Origin of the sequence: Nocardia vermiculata NBRC 100427, from assembly GCF_001613265.1 — a bacterium.
Classification (GTDB): domain Bacteria; phylum Actinomycetota; class Actinomycetes; order Mycobacteriales; family Mycobacteriaceae; genus Nocardia; species Nocardia vermiculata.
The window spans coordinates 116,338-133,234 of the sequence record NZ_BDCA01000022.1 but is presented as its reverse complement, the minus strand read 5'-3'; the positions used below and the strand labels follow the sequence as shown (position 1 = coordinate 133,234).

General features: G+C 67.0%; 16 protein-coding genes. 13 read left to right on the top strand and 3 right to left on the bottom strand.

The annotated features are described in order from the left end of the window. The 9 genes from NV2_RS22400 to NV2_RS22360 all read left to right on the top strand — a co-directional run. On the top strand, positions 1-532 hold a 532-nt coding region (locus NV2_RS22400), incomplete at its 5' end, for an NlpC/P60 family protein (protein WP_169811552.1). A gap of 154 nt (positions 533-686) precedes the next feature. Continuing rightward, positions 687-1,763: a phospho-N-acetylmuramoyl-pentapeptide-transferase gene (mraY, locus tag NV2_RS22395; protein ID WP_067877834.1), complete on the top strand. Its 1,077-nt coding sequence runs from the start codon at positions 687-689 to the stop codon at positions 1,761-1,763. A gap of 133 nt (positions 1,764-1,896) precedes the next feature. Next, positions 1,897-3,069 (top strand): AAA family ATPase, encoded by a 1,173-nt coding sequence (locus tag NV2_RS22390; RefSeq protein WP_067877831.1) that lies wholly within the window; start codon positions 1,897-1,899, stop codon positions 3,067-3,069. Positions 3,070-3,095: 26 nt separating this feature from the next. Beyond that, entirely contained in the window at positions 3,096-4,073 is a 978-nt protein-coding gene (locus NV2_RS22385) for a DUF58 domain-containing protein (protein WP_067877828.1), read from the top strand. Beyond that, the gene (locus tag NV2_RS22380) at positions 4,070-5,074 is read left to right on the top strand and encodes a VWA domain-containing protein (RefSeq protein ID WP_067877825.1); all 1,005 of its coding nucleotides are present in this window, start codon (positions 4,070-4,072) and stop codon (positions 5,072-5,074) included. Before NV2_RS22385 ends, NV2_RS22380 begins: the two co-directional genes overlap by 4 nt. Positions 5,075-5,130: 56 nt before the next feature. Continuing rightward, the gene (gene fabG1 / locus NV2_RS22375; RefSeq protein WP_067877822.1) at positions 5,131-5,850 is read left to right on the top strand and encodes a 3-oxoacyl-ACP reductase FabG1; all 720 of its coding nucleotides are present in this window, start codon (positions 5,131-5,133) and stop codon (positions 5,848-5,850) included. A gap of 58 nt (positions 5,851-5,908) precedes the next feature. Further along, positions 5,909-6,745, top strand: a complete 837-nt coding sequence (gene inhA, locus NV2_RS22370; protein ID WP_067877819.1) for an NADH-dependent enoyl-ACP reductase InhA — start codon at positions 5,909-5,911, stop codon at positions 6,743-6,745. Positions 6,746-6,764: 19 nt separating this feature from the next. Then, positions 6,765-7,814 (top strand): ferrochelatase, encoded by a 1,050-nt coding sequence (locus tag NV2_RS22365; RefSeq protein WP_067877816.1) that lies wholly within the window; start codon positions 6,765-6,767, stop codon positions 7,812-7,814. 107 nt (positions 7,815-7,921) lie between these two features. Beyond that, positions 7,922-9,559 carry an FMN-binding glutamate synthase family protein gene (locus NV2_RS22360; protein WP_067877897.1) on the top strand — a complete coding sequence of 546 codons (1,638 nt, stop codon included), beginning with the start codon at positions 7,922-7,924 and terminating at the stop codon, positions 9,557-9,559. Here NV2_RS22360 and NV2_RS22355 read toward each other — a convergent pair. Next, positions 9,532-10,278: a S1 family serine peptidase gene (locus tag NV2_RS22355; protein ID WP_067877813.1), complete on the bottom strand. Its 747-nt coding sequence runs from the start codon at positions 10,276-10,278 to the stop codon at positions 9,532-9,534. The two genes, NV2_RS22360 and NV2_RS22355, sit on opposite strands and share 28 nt — an antisense overlap. Before the next feature lie 139 nt (positions 10,279-10,417). Here NV2_RS22355 and NV2_RS22350 point away from each other — a divergent pair, with 139 nt between their 5' ends. Continuing rightward, positions 10,418-11,272: a hypothetical protein gene (locus tag NV2_RS22350; protein WP_067877810.1), complete on the top strand. Its 855-nt coding sequence runs from the start codon at positions 10,418-10,420 to the stop codon at positions 11,270-11,272. On the opposite strand, the gene NV2_RS22345 is transcribed toward NV2_RS22350, so the two are convergent. Beyond that, on the bottom strand, positions 11,269-12,081 hold the full coding sequence (locus tag NV2_RS22345) for an Rv1486c family protein (RefSeq protein ID WP_067877894.1): 813 nt from the start codon (positions 12,079-12,081) through the stop codon (positions 11,269-11,271). The two genes, NV2_RS22350 and NV2_RS22345, sit on opposite strands and share 4 nt — an antisense overlap. Positions 12,082-12,594: 513 nt before the next feature. Here NV2_RS22345 and NV2_RS22340 point away from each other — a divergent pair. Continuing rightward, entirely contained in the window at positions 12,595-13,308 is a 714-nt protein-coding gene (locus NV2_RS22340) for a YoaK family protein (RefSeq protein ID WP_067877807.1), read from the top strand. 9 nt (positions 13,309-13,317) lie between these two features. Here NV2_RS22340 and NV2_RS22335 read toward each other — a convergent pair whose 3' ends face one another. Continuing rightward, complete coding sequence (locus NV2_RS22335; protein WP_067877804.1) at positions 13,318-14,139, bottom strand: DUF3097 domain-containing protein; 822 nt, start codon at positions 14,137-14,139, stop codon at positions 13,318-13,320. Between the two features lie 163 nt (positions 14,140-14,302). Here NV2_RS22335 and NV2_RS22330 point away from each other — a divergent pair, with 163 nt between their 5' ends. After that, positions 14,303-14,734, top strand: coding sequence for an NfeD family protein (locus tag NV2_RS22330; RefSeq protein ID WP_067877801.1), 432 nt, complete (start codon positions 14,303-14,305; stop codon positions 14,732-14,734). Continuing rightward, complete coding sequence (locus NV2_RS22325; protein ID WP_067877798.1) at positions 14,734-15,978, top strand: SPFH domain-containing protein; 1,245 nt, start codon at positions 14,734-14,736, stop codon at positions 15,976-15,978. Before NV2_RS22330 ends, NV2_RS22325 begins: the two co-directional genes overlap by 1 nt. The last annotated feature ends 919 nt before the right edge of the window (positions 15,979-16,897 follow it).

Genomic DNA, 16,897 nt, shown 5'->3' with positions numbered 1-16,897 from the left:
CGATCGCGCGGCCGAACTCGGCGCCGGGCACCGCCCGCACACCCAGATCGACAACTCCCCGCCGCCCCGCCGGTCGATGTCGGCGCCGAGCCGGCCCACCGGCAGCCGCAGCGAACTGATCGAGACCGTTGTCGACCGTGCGATGTCACAACTGGGTGTGACCTACGCCTGGGGCGGTGGGGACGAGGACGGCCCCACCAAAGGCATCCACGACGGCGGCGTCGCCGATTCCTACGGTGATTACGACAAGGTCGGTTTCGACTGCTCGGGCCTGATGGTCTACGCCTTCGCCGGCGTCGGTATCTCACTGCCGCACTACAGCGGCTATCAGTACACGATGGGTACCCGGGTCGACGTCGACGACCGGGAACGTGGCGACATGCTCTTCTGGGGTGCCAACGGCAGCGAACACGTCGCCCTGTATCTCGGCGACGGCAAGATGCTCGAGGCACCGGAGTCCGGTGACGTCGTGAAGATTTCGGCGGTACGCGAAGGCGGCATCATGCCCTACGCAGTGCGCTTGATCGGCTGAGGGCACGCTCGATCGGCTGAGCACGCCCGCGGCGAACCCGTCGATCCGGGCTCCGGACGGTGCCGACGAATGATCTTGGCTACCATGCGAATCGGCACCGAGGTGCCGGTCCGGTCGGCGCTGTGCCGAGAGTTCGGTAGTAGTTGGGGTATTGATGAGGCAGATCCTGTTCTCGGCGGCGATCGCACTCGCGGTCTCGATCACCGTGACGCCGTTGCTGATCAGGTTGTTCGCGCGCCGCAATCTCGGGCAGCAGATCCGGGTGGAAGGGCCCCAGAGCCACCAGGCCAAGCGCGGCACCCCCACCATGGGCGGCATCGCGATCGTCGCCGGACTGTGGGCCGGTTACCTGGCCTCGCATCTGATCGGCCTGCGCTACGACGCCGCCGGGCCGTCGGCGTCCGGGCTGCTGGTGCTCGGGTTGGCCACCGCTCTGGGAGTGGTGGGATTCCTCGACGACTTCATCAAGATCCGCAAGCATCGCAACCTGGGACTCACCGCGACCGGCAAATACATCGGGCAGATCGGGGCAGCCGTCATCTTCGGCGTCCTGGCCCTGCAGTTCCCCGGGAGCACCGGACTGACTCCGGCGAGCCGGCAGGTGTCCTACGTGCGGGACTGGCCTACGATCGCGCTGCCGCTGGTCGTATTCCTGGTTGCGGTGTGCTTCGTGGTCGTGGCCTGGTCGAATGCGGTGAACATCACCGACGGACTCGACGGGCTCGCCGCCGGGTCGATGGGGTTCGCACTGGGCGCCTATGTGATCGTCACCTTCTGGCAGTACACCAACTCCTGCGCGGCGCACGCCCTGCCGGGCTGCTACAGCGTGCGCGATCCGCTCGATCTGGCCGTGGTCTGCGCGGCCGGTGGTGCGGCCTGCATCGGCTTCCTGTGGTGGAACGCCGCCCCGGCGAAGATCTTCATGGGAGATACCGGATCGCTGGCGCTGGGTGGGTTGCTCGCCGGAATCTCGATCACCACCCACACCGAACTGCTGATGGTGGTCGTGGGCGCGTTGTACTTCGCGGAGATCCTGTCGGTCGCGCTGCAGATCATGGTTTTCCGCACCACCCGCAACCGGCTGTTCAAGATGGCTCCGTTCCATCACCATTTCGAGCTCGGCGGGTGGCCCGAGACGACTGTGATCATCCGGTTCTGGCTGCTCGCCGGGATCGCGGCCGCCGTCGGACTGGCTCTGTTCTACGCCGAGTACCTGGCCGCCGTGGGCTGAGACATCCGGCCGCCGGGAGCCGGAGGGCATATCGAGTCGCGACATTGCGCCAGCCCAGTTGCGGCAATCTTGCCCGATACCTGGAATAGTTGGGGCGGCACGCATAGAGACCGAAGTGAAAGCGGGGATTTTGGTGACTTCGACGGACGATGTGAGCGCCGGAGGTGCGGTGAAGCAGGCCGACGGGCCGGCCTCGGGCACCCTGGAGCGTGACGTCGCGACCCTGGAGAAGGCGATCTACGAAGTCAAACGGGTCATCGTCGGTCAGGACCGGTTGGTCGAGCGGCTGCTCGTCGGCGTTCTGGCTCGCGGGCACGTATTGCTCGAAGGTGTGCCCGGCATCGCCAAGACGCTGGCGGTGGAAACCTTTGCGAAGGTGGTCGGTGGCAGTTTCTCGCGCGTGCAGTTCACTCCCGACCTCGTGCCCACCGACCTGATCGGTACCCGCATCTACCGGCAGGGCCGCGAGGAGTTCGACACCGAGCTGGGCCCGGTCGTCGCGAACTTCGTCCTCGCCGACGAGATCAACCGCGCCCCGGCGAAGGTGCAGTCCGCGCTGCTCGAGGTGATGGCCGAGCGCCATGTGTCGATCGGCGGCAAGACCTACCCGATGCCCGATCCCTTCCTGGTCATGGCGACCCAGAACCCGATCGAGAGCGAAGGCGTGTATCCGCTGCCGGAGGCGCAGCGTGACCGCTTCCTGTTCAAGGTCGTCGTGGACTACCCCTCGGTCGAGGAGGAGCGCGAGATCATCTACCGGATGGGGGTGGCACCGCCGGAACCCAAGCCGATCCTGGAACCGACCGAGCTGATCCGGTTGCAGAAGCTCGCCGCCAACACGTTCGTCCACCACGCCTTGGTCGACTACGTCGTGCGGGTCATCGCCGCGACCCGCAAGCCGGCCGATTTCGGGCTCGACGACGTCGCCGGCTGGATCGCCTACGGCGCCTCACCGCGTGCCAGTCTCGGCATCATCGCCGCCGCTCGCGCGGTGGCGCTGATCCGTGGCCGCGACTATGTGGTGCCTCAAGACGTGGTCGAAGTAGTGCCCGATGTGCTGCGCCACCGCTTGGTGCTGTCCTACGACGCGCTCGCCGACGAGGTCACGCCCGACGACGTGATCCGGCGGGTCCTGCAGACCGTCGGACTGCCGCAGGTCGCCACGCAGGCCAACGGCCCGGCGCCGACAGGTGCCGCACCGATGCCGGCGGCCGGCCCACAGGAGGGCGCACCGCAGCCGGTGCCACCGCAGCCGGGCGGGCAGCCGCAGAACGGCCAGGGTGCCACGCAGCTGCCGCGCCAGTGAGCGGGGCATCGGATTCGGTTGCCCCAGTGACGAACTCAGCACAGGTCCCGCCTCGCTCCAGTGGTGCCCCGCCGTCCTTTCGTGCCGGTGAACTGCGTGATCCGCGGCTGGCGGCGGCACTGAAGACACTCGAGCTCACCGTGCGCCGCCGTTTGGACGGCGTGTTGCACGGTGATCATCTCGGACTGATCCCCGGGCCCGGCTCGGAGCCGGGCGAGGCCCGCTTCTACCAGCCGGGTGACGACGTGCGCCAGATGGACTGGTCGGTCACGGCCCGGACCACCCAGCCGCACGTGCGACAGATGATCGCCGACCGCGAACTCGAGACCTGGCTGGTGGTCGATCTGTCGGCCAGCCTCGACTTCGGTACCGCGCTGTGCCAGAAGCGTGATCTGGTGGTCGCTGCCGCTGCCGCCGTGACGTATCTGACCAGTGGCGGTGGTAACCGAATCGGTGCGGTCATCGCCAACGGCGAGCGACTGTTCCGGATTCCGGCCCGCAGTGGCCGCGTGCACGCGCAGTCGCTGCTGCGCAGTATCGCGACCACGCCGCACGCCGGCGACGGGGTACGCGGTGATCTGCGCGGCGCGATCGAGTCGCTACGCCGTCCGCAACGCAAACGCGGTATGGCCGTTGTTATTTCGGACTTCCTCGGCGAGATCGATTGGCAGCGCTCGTTGCGCGCGATCTCCGGCCGTCACGATCTGCTCGGTGTCGAGATCCTCGATCCACTGGACCTGGATCTGCCCGACGTCGGTGATGTGGTCCTCCACGACCCCGAGACCGGCCGCACCCGCGAGTTCACCGTCACGCCCGCGCTGCGTGCCGATTTCGGCCGTGCCGCGGAACAGCACCGCGAGCAGGTCGAGGCGGCCCTGCGGAGCTGCGGTGCTCCGGTGATGACGCTGCGCACCGATCGTGACTGGATCGCCGATGTGGTCCGCTTCGTGTCCACCCGGCGCCATACCTTCGGCGCCCCGACCGGGCGGGTTCCCCGACAGTGAGTATTTCGCATTTCACCTCCGCGGTCTGGCTGGCCTTCCTCATCGTCATCGCCGCGATCGCGCTGTTGTACGTAGTGGTGCAGCGCCGCCGTAAACGCCATATGCTCCGGTTCTCCAATATGGAGACCTTGGAGAAGGTCGCGCCGAAGCGGCCCAGTGCCTGGCGGCACGCACCGGTGGCACTGATGCTGGTCGGCCTGGTGCTGCTCACGGTGGCCGCCGCCGGCCCGCAGGCGGCCAAGAAGGTGCCGCGTAACCGCGCCACCGTGATGCTGGTGATGGACGTGTCGCTATCGATGGAAGCCACCGATGTTCCGCCGTCGCGGCTGCAGGTGGCCAAGGAAGCCGCCACGAACTTCTCCGAGGGCCTGACCCCGGGCATCAATCTGGGGCTGGTGACCTTCGCCGGTACGGCGTCGGTGCAGGTGTCGCCGACCACGAATCGCGAAGCGATGAAGGCGGCCATCGGCAATATGAAGCTGGCCGAGCGTACGGCCACCGGTGAGGGCATCTACAGCGCGCTACAGGCCATCGACACGCTGGGTTCGGTCCTGGGCGGTGCCGAAACACCGCCGCCGGCACGGATCGTGCTGATGTCCGACGGCAAGCAGACCGTGCCCGACGACAAGGACATCGACAACCCACGCCACGGCTTCGTCGCTGCTCGAATGGCCAAGGAGAAGGGCATTCCGGTCTCGACGATCTCCTTCGGTACCACCTGGGGATCGGTGGAGATTCCGGATCCGGGCGGTAAGGGCTCGCAGCGGGTGCGGGTGCCCGTCGACGACGATTCGCTGCGCGAGATCGCCAAGATCTCCGGCGGAGACTTCTACACCGCGTCGACGCTGGAAGAACTCAGCGCCGTGTACGACACCCTGGACAAGCAGATCGGCTTCGAGATGGAGATGGGCGACGCCAGCCGCCCATGGCTGTTGCTGGGACTGCTGCTGACCGCTGCGGGTGTTGTGGGCGGTTTGGTCTATCGTCAACGCCTGCCATAACGGGTACCGCGTAACCCGGCCACGACAGTCGAACTCGAACAGATAGGTTGACATTCATGTCGAACTCCACTCCCCGGTCGGTCCTGGTGACCGGCGGAAACCGCGGTATCGGTCTCGCGGTCGCCCAGCGCTTGGCCGCCGACGGCCACAAAGTGGCCGTCACCCATCGTGGTTCGGGTGCGCCCGAAGGCCTGCTCGGCGTGAAATGCGATGTCACCGACTCGGATTCGATCGATCAGGCGTTCTCCGAGGTCGAGGCGAAGCAGGGGCCGGTAGAGGTACTGGTGGCCAACGCCGGCATCGTCGACAACACGCTGATGATGCGGATGAGCGAGGAACAGTTCACCCGGGTGCTCGATGCCAACCTCACCGGTGCATGGCGCTGCGCCAAGCGGGCCAACCGGGCGATGCTGCGGGCGCGTTACGGCCGGATCATCTTCCTCGGCTCGGTGGTGGGCCAGATGGGCATTCCCGGCCAGGTGAACTACGCGGCCGCCAAGGCCGGACTGGTCGGCATGGCCCGTGCGATCACCCGCGAGATCGGCTCGCGCAACATCACCGCCAATGTGGTGGCGCCCGGCCTCATCGACACCGATATGACCCGGGACGAGATGAGCGAGGACATGCGCGACATGGCGTTGAAAGCCATCCCGGCCGGGCGGATCGGTAAGCCGGAGGAGGTCGCCGGGGTAATCAGCTTCCTGGCCTCCGACGACGCGTCCTACATCAGCGGCGCGATCGTGCCGATCGACGGCGGAATGGGCATGGGTCACTGACCCCGGTCGGTCCGTGTCCACCGCACTACCAGAGCTTCCAGAGGAGAACTCAGCACCCATGAGCGGATTGCTGGACGGGAAGACCGTCCTGATCACCGGCATCATCACCGATTCGTCGATCGCCTTCCATGCGGCCAAGGTGGCTCAGGAACAGGGCGCCAAGGTGATCATCACCGGAATTCCCGAGCGCCTGCGGCTGATAGACCGCATCGCCAAGCGGCTGCCGCAGGAAGTGCCTCCCGCGATCGGTCTCGACGTCACCGACGAGGAGAACCTGTCGGCGCTGGCGGGCAAGCTCGCCGAACTGGCGCCGGAGGGAATCGACGGTGTCATGCACTCCATCGCGTTCGCGCCGCGCACGTTGATGGGCCCGGAGGCGCTGCCGTTCCTGGACGGGCCGGGTCCGGACGCCGCCAAGGCTTTCGAGATCTCGGCGTGGAGTTACGCGTCGCTGGCGCGTGCGGTGCTGCCCGCCATGAACGAGGGCGGGTCCATCGTCGGCATGGATTTCGATCCGCGTACCGCGATGCCCTTCTACAACTGGATGGGCGTGGCGAAGGCGGCGCTGGAATCGGTGAACCGTTACGTCGCCCGCGAGGTGGGCGAGGCCAAGCGAGTCCGGTCGAATCTGGTCGCCGCGGGTCCGATCAAGACCCTCGCCGCCAAGGCGATCGCCGGCACCGCCACCGACGACGCGGCCAAGTTGAATCAGCTCAACCTGTACTGGGACGGCGCGTCTCCGATCGGCTGGGACGTCGACGACCCGACCGTGGTCGCGAAGTCGGTCGTCACCCTGCTGTCGGACTGGTTGCCCGGTACCACCGGCTCGATCGTCTATGTCGACGGCGGAGCCAGCCACAACACCTGGTTCCCGGAGAACTGGTCGGCCAACTGATCGCCGGAGGGAGAGCACTGTGACCGGGACCGTCGACGCACTGCTTCTGCTGTCCTTCGGCGGTCCCGAGAGCCCCGAGGACGTGATGCCGTTCCTGGAGAACGTCACCCGGGGCCGGGGCGTACCGCGCGAGCGCCTCGAGGAGGTCGCCCAGCACTATCTCCACTTCGGTGGAGTGTCGCCGATCAACGCCCTCAACCGCGACTTGATCACCGCGATCGAGGGGGAGTTCTCGGCACGCGCACTGAACCTGCCGGTGTACTTCGGCAACCGCAACTGGCACCCGATGGTGGAGGACACGGTCGCCACCATGCATGCGGACGGTATCTCGCATGCGGTGGTGTTCCCGACCTCGGCCTGGGGCGGATACTCGGGCTGCCGGCAGTACGACGAGGACATCGAACGGGCCCGTGCCGCCGTGCCGGGGGCGCCGACGTTGACCAAACTGCGGCAATTCTTCGATCATCCGCTGCTCGTCGAATCCTTCGCCGACGCCATCCGTGACGCCGTGCAGCAGCTACCGACGGCCGTGCGGTCCGAGGCCCGGCTGGTGTTCACCGCGCATTCGATCCCGGTGGCCGCCGACGCCGCGGCGGGCCCGCCGGACGACGGTGGCCGGCTCTACAGCCGCCAAGTTGCCGAGACGGCCCGCCTGTGCGCCGCCGCAACCGGTTTCGGCGATTACGACGTGGTGTGGCAGTCTCGCTCCGGTCCGCCGCAGGTTCCTTGGCTGGAGCCCGATATCGTCGACCATCTGGATGTTCTGTCCGGCAAGGGGATCGGCGCTGTCGTCGTATGTCCGGTCGGATTCGTCTCCGATCACCTCGAAGTCGTCTGGGATCTGGACAACGAGGCGGCCACCAAGGCCGCCGAACTCGGGATGGCCTTCGCCCGGGCGGCAACGCCGGGCCCGGACCCGCGCTTCGTGCGCATGGTTGCCGACCTGGTCGCCGAGCACCTCGACGGCCGCGCCCCACGTCGCCTGGGTGCGGTGCCGGGGTACGGGTGTACCCGCGACGGTGCAATCTGCGCGCCCGGGTGTTGTGAACCGGTTCGCCGTAAGAAGTAGCCCTCGCACGCCGGGCGTAGCACCGGCCGGGCAGCAGGTGGCGCCGATCGCGGGGTGACAGCGATACGGTTGTCCGCGGACCCGGCGCGAAAGGTGGCGATGCGGTGATGGGACGGTTTGCACTGTTCGGCGTGCTGGTGGTGACCGTGCTCGTGCTGGGCGTGATCGCGGTGCTCGGTTCCTGGGTGTGGTGGATTGTCGTGGCGGTGGCCGCCGCGCTGGTCCTCGTCGGTGGCTACGATCTGCTGCAACGGCGCCATTCCGTATTGCGCAATTATCCTGTGCTCGGGCATATGCGCTATCTGCTCGAGGGAATCCGGCCGGAATTGCAGCAGTATTTCATCGAACGCAATGTCGACGGACGGCCCTTCGATCGTGATGTGCGCACGATCATCTACGAACGCGCCAAGGGAATTCACGGCGAGATGTCGTACGGCACCGAGCGCGATATCGAGGACGTCGGTTACGAGTTCCTCGTCCATTCGGTGGCCGCACTGGACGAGCCCGAACTCGTCCCGCGGGTACAGGTCGGCGGCCCCGACTGTCGCCGGCCATGTTCCATGTCCCTGCTGAACATCTCGGCGATGAGCTTCGGTGCGTTGTCCGGAAATGCGTTACGAGCGTTGAATATCGGTGCGGCTCGTGGCGGTTTCGCACACGACACCGGGGAAGGCGGGCTGACCCCGTTTCATCTGGAGGGCGGCGCCGATGTGGTGTGGGAGATCGGATCGGCGTACTTCGGCACCCGGACTCGCGACGGCCGCTTCGACCCGGATCAGTTTGTGGAGAAGGCCGGCTACGACCAGGTGAAGGCCATTTCGGTGAAGCTGAGCCAGGGCGCGAAACCCGGTGTCGGTGGCGTATTGCCGGCGGCGAAGGTGAGCGAAGAGATCGCTCGTTACCGCGGTGTGCCGGCGCATGAAAAATGTGTCAGTCCGCCATCACATTCGGAATTCCACACCCCGCGTGAGCTGATCCGGTTCGTCGTGCGGCTGCGGGAATTGTCGGGTGGGAAGCCGATCGGATTCAAGCTGTGTGTCGGATCGCGATCGGATGTGCTGGCGATCTGCAAGGCGATGATCGCTGAATCGGCGACACCGGATTTCATCATCGTGGACGGGGCGGAGGGTGGCACGGCGGCCGCCCCGCTGGAATACGAGGACCATGTCGGGCTGCCGCTGACCGATGGGTTGATGACCGTGCACAACGCGTTGATCGGCAGTGGTCTGCGCGACCGGATCCGGGTGGGTGCCAGCGGAAAGGTCGCGACCGGTACCGACATCGTGAAGCGGCTGGTGCAGGGAGCGGACTTCACCAATGCCGCACGCTCGATGATGATGGCGGTCGGCTGCATCCAGTCTCAGCGCTGCCACACCAATCGATGCCCCGTCGGTGTGGCGACGCAGGATCCGCGGCGCGCACGCGCGTTGGATGTCGCGGACAAGGCTGCGCGGGTCGAACGCTATCAGCGGGCCACGGTGCGTCAGGCGACGCAATTGATGGCCTCGATGGGGGTGCACGACCCCACCGGTCTCAACCCGCACATGCTCCGAAAAAAGGTGACGCCCAACATCACCCGGTCCTACGCCGAACTCTACGAATGGTTGACGCCGGGGTGTCTGATCGACGCCGCACCGGCCGGTTGGCGTGCCGATTGGGACGCTGCGGATCCGGACTCCTTCCATCCGGTCGGGTCCGATGCCGGTGGTTGGGGCGGTCAGAAGTCCAGCACCGGGCGGGCGTAGACACCCGGGAATCCCGGCTCACCGGCACCCTTGCCCCACGAGGTGATGCCGGCGACCCGACCGTCGACCAGCAGGGGGCCGCCGCTGTCGAACGTGGCGGTGTCCGCGTCGGCAGAACCGGCGCATACCGCCTCGGCAGGTGAGAATTCGGGACCGTAGGCGGCGGCACAGTCGGCGTCGGACACCAGCGGCACCGTGGCTGTTCGGAGCACGCTGTTGGACTCGTCGGAGCTCGAGGTGGCCCCCCAGCCGAGGATCGTTCCCGCGTCGCCGTGTGGTTCGGTCACTGCCACCGTGGGCAGGTGTACCGGTGCGGACAAGACGAGGATCGCGACATCGTTGTGATAGCTCAGATCGCCGTCGAACAGCGAGACCCGGAAGTGTGGATGCACCCGGACGTCGGCGACACCGACCGTGACACCGCCACCGCTTTGCGCGTCGGTGCGGCCGAACGTGACTGCGGTACCGGGCAGGATACGGGCGAGGGTGCCGCAGTGCGCGGCGGTGAGTACCCGGTCCGGTGCGATCAGGACACCCGCACAGAACTGTCCGCCGGGGCGGGTGGCGTAGGCGGGGGTCCCGATCGCGGCCAGCCAGGGGTAGTCGGCAGCCTCGGCCGGCGCGCCGCCGACCACGGCCTGGGCCACGGTGGTCTGACCGAAGAGGCAGGCGAGCGCGGCGGCGGTGGCGACCGTCGTGCGGCGCGCGGACAATCTCATGACTACCTCGAAGGATGCGGTGGATTCGGGACCGCTCTACGGTACGGTGCGACGCTGCGACGCGCCCGCGAAATACCCGACCGACCGATTCGACGACGATCTCACCTGAGATCAGCTAATTCACCGCTATTGTGCGGATGTGGACATCGCGCTGGAGTGGGACCAGCATCCCGGCACCGGGTTGCGGCTGGCCGCCGAACTGGCCGGGCGCACCGGATTGCCGCTGCTCGAGGACATGTCCGTGGCCGACGGCACCGCCGGTCTGATCGGCGTGATCGCGGCGCGCGGGGGTGGCGAGCTGTTGGGCTGGGCTGAGCTGCGCGATGCCGGCCTCGGCGAGGCCTGGGTGCAGGCCGTCTCCGCGCAGCGCCTGGTCCATTCGTTGCACCTGGGCCGAGCCGACGAATCGGAGCCGCACGCCGCCGAGACCGAGATGGTGTGCCGGCTGACCGCTGAAGCCGTGCGCCGCGCGGCAGCCGGCGGATACCGGGTGCTTCGCTGGCAGGGGACCGATATCGGGCCCTCCGGGAGGGCCGCCGTGGAACTCGGCGCCCGGCAGGTGGAGGAATACGCCCGGCTGTGGGAACTGGATCTGTCGGTTGTGGCTCGGTCCGTGAGCCATCCGGCGGCCGGCCGGGTGGTGCACACGATCGCCGCGTCCACGGATCCGCCGGGCCGGGTCCTGATCAGTACGGTGCTCTCCCTGCGGCCCGAAGCAGGAACGGTGGCGACCATCATCGCGTTTGCCGGCGGCAACGAGGCCTACATCAGCGCCGAGCAGGGGTTTTCCCACCACGAGGCCGATGCGGACCTGCTGGCCGAGGTATTCGGGGCGGTGGCGGCCGAACTGCGGGAGGTCATGCCCGAGATCCGCACGCTGCGCGTCTTCGAATTCGACGACGACGCGCTGCGCACGGCATTGTCCCGGATCGGGATGCGGATCTGTGGCCGGTACAACGACTACGAACTCGCGCTCACTGCACCGCAGCCCTAGCGGGGTCCGACCGCGGCATTGACGGCGGCGAGCCGCGCGGCACGCAATGCATGCCACAGCGGTCGCAGCAGTGTCTCCTGCGCCCGTGCGGCGCCGGCCGAACTGGGGGACGACGGTGTCGTCTGCTCGGCGACGGTGAGAATGGCGGCCACATGATCGGCCGAATCGAGAATGCGGCGGGCCCGCAGTGGTGCGCAGTCGGGGTAGAGGTGCCGTGAACACGCCGCGAGTTCGTCCTCGATCATTTCGCGGGGATCGTCGTCGCCGTCGGCGACCGCGGTGGTGTGGATACGGGTCAACGCGTCGGCGGCATCGCGCACCGCTTCGCGCATCGTGTATTCGGCTTCGCCGAGCGGCATATCGGGCGCCGGGACGGGTACCGTGGTGTGGAACACCGTCCACTGCAACGATTCCTCGTCCGTCCATTGCGGTACCAGCGCGACACCCTCGCCGCCGGGCACCCCCGCGATCACGCCCTCCTCGGCGTCCATTGCCGCCGAAGCGAATTCGGTGCCGGCCGGTAAACCGCGGGCATCGCCCGGCACCGGCAGCACCAACCGCATCCGCGCCGCCGGCTCGCTCATCGCCTGACGGATCACTTTGAGCAGCATCATGATTCCGGTGCCCACCTCGAGCGGTTCGGCGGTGGGCCAGGGCAGGCCGGTGCGTCCGCCCGTCACGGGATCGCCCGCGGCCACACTGTGGTGGGGCGACCAGGCGTGCAGTGCGTCCAGGACATCGTCGGGCGCACTGCGGCCGGACAGCCACGCGCCCGCCCACACCGTCAGCGTGGCACTCGGAGAACACATGTGATCGAGCATAATCTCGTGGCGCGTGCCGGTGGGCCAGTGTGGGCAGACAGCGGGCTGGCTACACCTGTGCCGAGTCGCCGCCCTGGTGGCGACTCCACGGCTACAGTGGCGAGGTGGACACCGACCGATACTGCCCCGGTGACGTCGTCTACTTCCCGGCCGGCCCGTTCGGTGGCATCTGTGCGGTAGTGCGGAATGTTTCCGTCGTGATTCGGTCGGATGAACAATGGGTGCCGGGGAATTATCGGTCAACCGTCCGGTATTCATTGACGGATATCGAAACAACCTGCACAGCACCACGATCGACGCTTACTGCGGACACTGTGATGTAGTCGTACTTATTCTTCGGTGGTGATTCGAACCACCGTGACGGCGGGCGGTCGCACCGGAAAGCGTTCCGGTGAAACACTTTCGCGCACGCCGTGCCGGATCTCCACAGGCTTTTCTGAGTTTTTGCTGCTATCTTCGCTCGGGTATTCGCCTGACGAGTTCGACGAATAGAGGAGGGGAATGTCTCCCGAGAGCAGCATCACCACCAGTCCGGCGTTGGTCCTCGGCTACGGGGCGCTGCTGGCTGCGGTCGCCGGATTCGTCAATGCGGTTGCCATCCTGGTGCTGGCCTTTCCCGTGGGTAATCTCACGGCGACGACGACCAAGCTGGGCATGGTCGCGGCCCGTCCACTGTTGTACGAAGGATTCGTCCTCGGCTTGGTCCTGTCCGGATTTCTGATCGGGGCCGCCTTCTCGGGGGCGGTGCTGGCCCGGGCGCGATCGCATGCCGGCGCGCGGCACGCCGTCGTGATGCTCGGCGAGGCGGCATTGCTGGTGGCGGCGATCCTCACCGGGCACGGCACCGCGGCGATCCTCATCGCCGCGACCGCATGTGGCATCCAGAACGGAGCCACCTCGAGTCTGCGGGCAATGGCGATCCGCACCACCCACTTCACGGGTACCGTCACCGACCTGGGTCTGCTGATCGGCCGCTCCCGCCGGCACGGGATCGACAAACGGCGGATCACCGTGCTGACGGGGACCATCGTCGCCTTCGTCGTCGGCAGCGTCGGTGGCACGATCATCGGAACTCGCGTCGGCGATGTCGCACTGCTGATCCCGGCGGCGATCTGCGTGGTGATCGCCGCCGCCGGGCTCAGTTACGACCGGTGGCGCAGTATGCGCGTGGCGGCCGAACAGCTCGCGCCGCTACCGGCTACCACGGGCTCGTGAGCGCGTGGTTCAGACGGGCTCGGTGACGAAGTCGATGAGTTGCTCGACCGCACCGAGCAGCGGGGCTTCGAGGTCGCGAAAGGTGTCGACGGCGTTGTAGACGCGGCGCCAGCCCTCGGCGGGCGTGCCCCAGCCGAGCCGCCGGCACACGCCGGTCTTCCAGTCCTCGCCGCGCGGAACCCGCGGCCAGGCATCGATGCCGACCGCACGCGGCCGGACCGCTTCCCACACGTCGATATAGGGGTGACCGGTGACCAGCACATGCGGGCCCAGCCCGGTGGTGAGTCCGGTTTCCTTGGATCCGGTGACCAGATGGTCGACCAGCACCCCGACCCGGCGCTGTGGCCCCGGAGCGAAGTCGGTCAGCCGTGCGGCGAGATGGTCCAGCCCCTCGAGATGTTCCACCACGACACCTTCGACCCGGAGGTCGTGCCCCCAGACCCGCTCCACCAGTGCTGCATCGTGCACACCTTCCACCCAGATCCGACTGGCGCGGGCCACGCGGGCGCGCAGTCCCTCGACCCGGGTGGATCCGGAAGCCGAGCGGACCGGCTGCGCGGCGGGCGCGGCCTTCGGGCGGACCAGGGTGACCGGCCGACCGTCGATGAGGAATGCAGCCTCGCGCAGTGCGAACAGCCGGACGAGGCCGTTGCGGTCGGCGAGTTTGACGAACTCGCCGTCGTAGGTCCGTTCGAAACCCACGACGGCACCGCAGAATCCACTGGCCGCGTCCTCGGCGACCAGGTCACGTTCGGCCGTCACCCGGGGGGCCGACCGTCGGTGGGTTCGGGTGTGCCCGGAAAAGATGTCACCGTAGTCGTGCGTACTCACGCGCCCGAAAATACCTGCTTCACATGTTCTTTGGTGGGAGGCATGGTGAGGTGTGCCCGGCGGCCGGCTCCGGGGTGTGCCGGGACCGGATTCGAGGTGCCGATCGGCCGACGCGTGCCCGGTAAAGGAGCGCAGAAACAGGCAGGCACGGTACGGTGATGCAGTGGCCGCAATCGTATGGCTGGTCGCGGGAATTCTGCTCGCCGCAGCCGAGATGCTCACCGGTGATTTCACGCTGCTCATGTTGGGTGGTGCCGCACTGGTCACAGCGGGGGTTTCGGGTGTCGCGGGAACCTCGCTGGTGATCGATGCCGTGGTATTCGGCATCTCGGCACTCGCGCTGATCTTGCTGGTTCGCCCTATGTTGTTGCGTCGCTTCGCAACTCCGCCGCCCACTCCGACGAACGTGGACGCATTGGAGGGGAAAACCGCGAAGGTGCTGGAGGCGGTGAACGAGAACCACGGGCAGGTGAAGATCGGCGGTGAGGTGTGGAGTGCGCGCCCGCTGGATCCGAGTGAGGCATACGCAGAGGGTGAGACCGTCTACGTCATGAAGATCGACGGCGCACACGCCGTCGTCTGGAAGGGGCCGTAATGGCTGTACTGATCGTCGCGATCGTCATCGTGATCCTGGTCGCGGTGGTGGTCTTCAAGTCGATCGCGCTGGTACCGCAGGCGGAGGCTGCGGTTATCGAGCGACTGGGCAGATACTCGCGCACCGTCTCGGGGCAGTTGACCTTCCTGGTCCCGTTCGCCGATCGTATCCGGGCGAAGGTCGATCTGCGTGAGCGTGTGGTCTCGTTCCCGCCGCAGCCGGTGATCACCCAGGACAACCTCACCGTGCAGATCGACTCGGTGGTGTATTTCCAGGTCACCAGCCCGCAGGCGGCGGTGTACGAGATCAGCAACTACATCGCGGCCGTCGAGCAGTTGACCATCACGACGCTGCGCAACGTGGTCGGCGGTATGACCCTGGAGGAGACACTCACCTCCCGCGACCAGATCAACTCGCAACTGCGTGGGGTATTGGACGAGGCCACCGGGCGCTGGGGCCTGCGGGTGGCGCGGGTGGAGTTGAAGGCGATCGATCCGCCGCCGTCGATTCAGGAATCGATGGAGAAGCAGATGAAGGCGGACCGGGAGAAGCGGGCGATGATTCTCACCGCCGAAGGTAACCGGGAAGCCCAGATCAAGACCGCCGAAGGTGCCAAGCAGTCGCAGATCCTCGCGGCGGAGGGATCGAAGCAGTCGGCGATCCTGTCGGCCGAAGGTGAACGGCAGAGCCGGATCCTGCGCGCTCAGGGTGAACGCGCGGCGGCCTATCTGCAGGCTCAAGGTCAGGCGAAGGCGATCGAAAAGGTCTTCGCCGCAATCAAATCCGGCAAGCCCACACCGGAACTGCTCGCTTATCAGTACATGCAGACGTTGCCGCTGGTGGCGAAGGGGGACGCCAACAAGGTCTGGATGGTGCCCAGCGATTTCGGTAAGGCACTGGAGGGCTTCGCCCGCAATTTCGGCACTCAGGGTGAGGACGGGGTGTTCCGATACGAACCGCAGCCGGACGACGACACCAGCGCGCCGTCCGACGACGATTCGCAAGAGGTCGCCGACTGGTTCGACATCAAGACCGACCCCGCCGCCGAGGCGGCGGTCCGGGCGGCCGAGGCGGCTGCCGCCACACCGGTGGACTCACCGTTGATGGCGCCGCCGAATCAGCCCCGGAACCTCCCGCAGGGAGGCGCGCCGATTCCGCCGTCGCCGGCACCGCAGCAGCCCCAACAGGCACCGCGTCCGGGCGCGGAGCGTCCGTGGCAGCCCCCGGAGTTCCCCGGACGCTGATCGGAAGACCCGAGACAGCGAAACTCCCGATGCCGGCCCGCCTCGTTGCGGGCCGGCATCGTGCTGTCCGGGGGCGTACTTGGTCAGCGTGAGCCGCTCGGTGGACGAGACCCGGCGCGACGGCTCGCGTAGGACCATTGCGACCGAGCGTCACCGGATGGTCCACAGGTGCGCCGGGCGAGCACGTGGCAGCCGGCTCCTGCCTTGATACCTCGATATCAACGCGGCGTGTCGCGTGGTGACGGAGGGCCCCGAGCGCGGACGCGTCCGCGGCACGGTGCGCCGTGCAAGTGGGTGTACCGCCGCTGCTGGTGCTGCGCGTTCGACCGTGCAACCCGCTCTGCGGGGGCGCCGCAGCCGCCTCCGCCCCGACGTCGGTGTGCTGTGTGCGCCGGAGCGGATCGCATTCGGTCCGACTATCGAAGGGCCCTCACCTGGGCAAATAGTCGCTGCGCGTGGCCCGTGTGGGGCGAGATCGACTGGACGGTTACCGGTACGGCTACGGGGGAGATCCGCCGACCGGACGATGGGTCCGGGCCCGAATCGGTGTGTTGCCAGAAGTTGTCCACGACCGCCTTGTATCGGTTTCGGGCGATTTTGTGCGACGGGCGTCACGATTTCAGAGTGATCTCGCACACATAACGTTTAAATAACTACACCCATGTTGGTCGTGTTTATTGCGGTGTGCGCTGCATAAACGATGATAGACCGAAGTATCCGCTTCAGGTATTTGGTTGTTACAACAACGTGATCTGCCGAGATTTGTTCGTTACCGTCGTCTGCAGCTCGGAATTCCGGGCTGACGCTCGAATCGCTGAACACCGGCAACCCTGTCCCGCGGTTCGAGATCGACCCCGACATACCTGGGGACAGGGACCCGCGATCGTCATCGGCGGGCCGGCTGGGCGCAGGCAGGAAC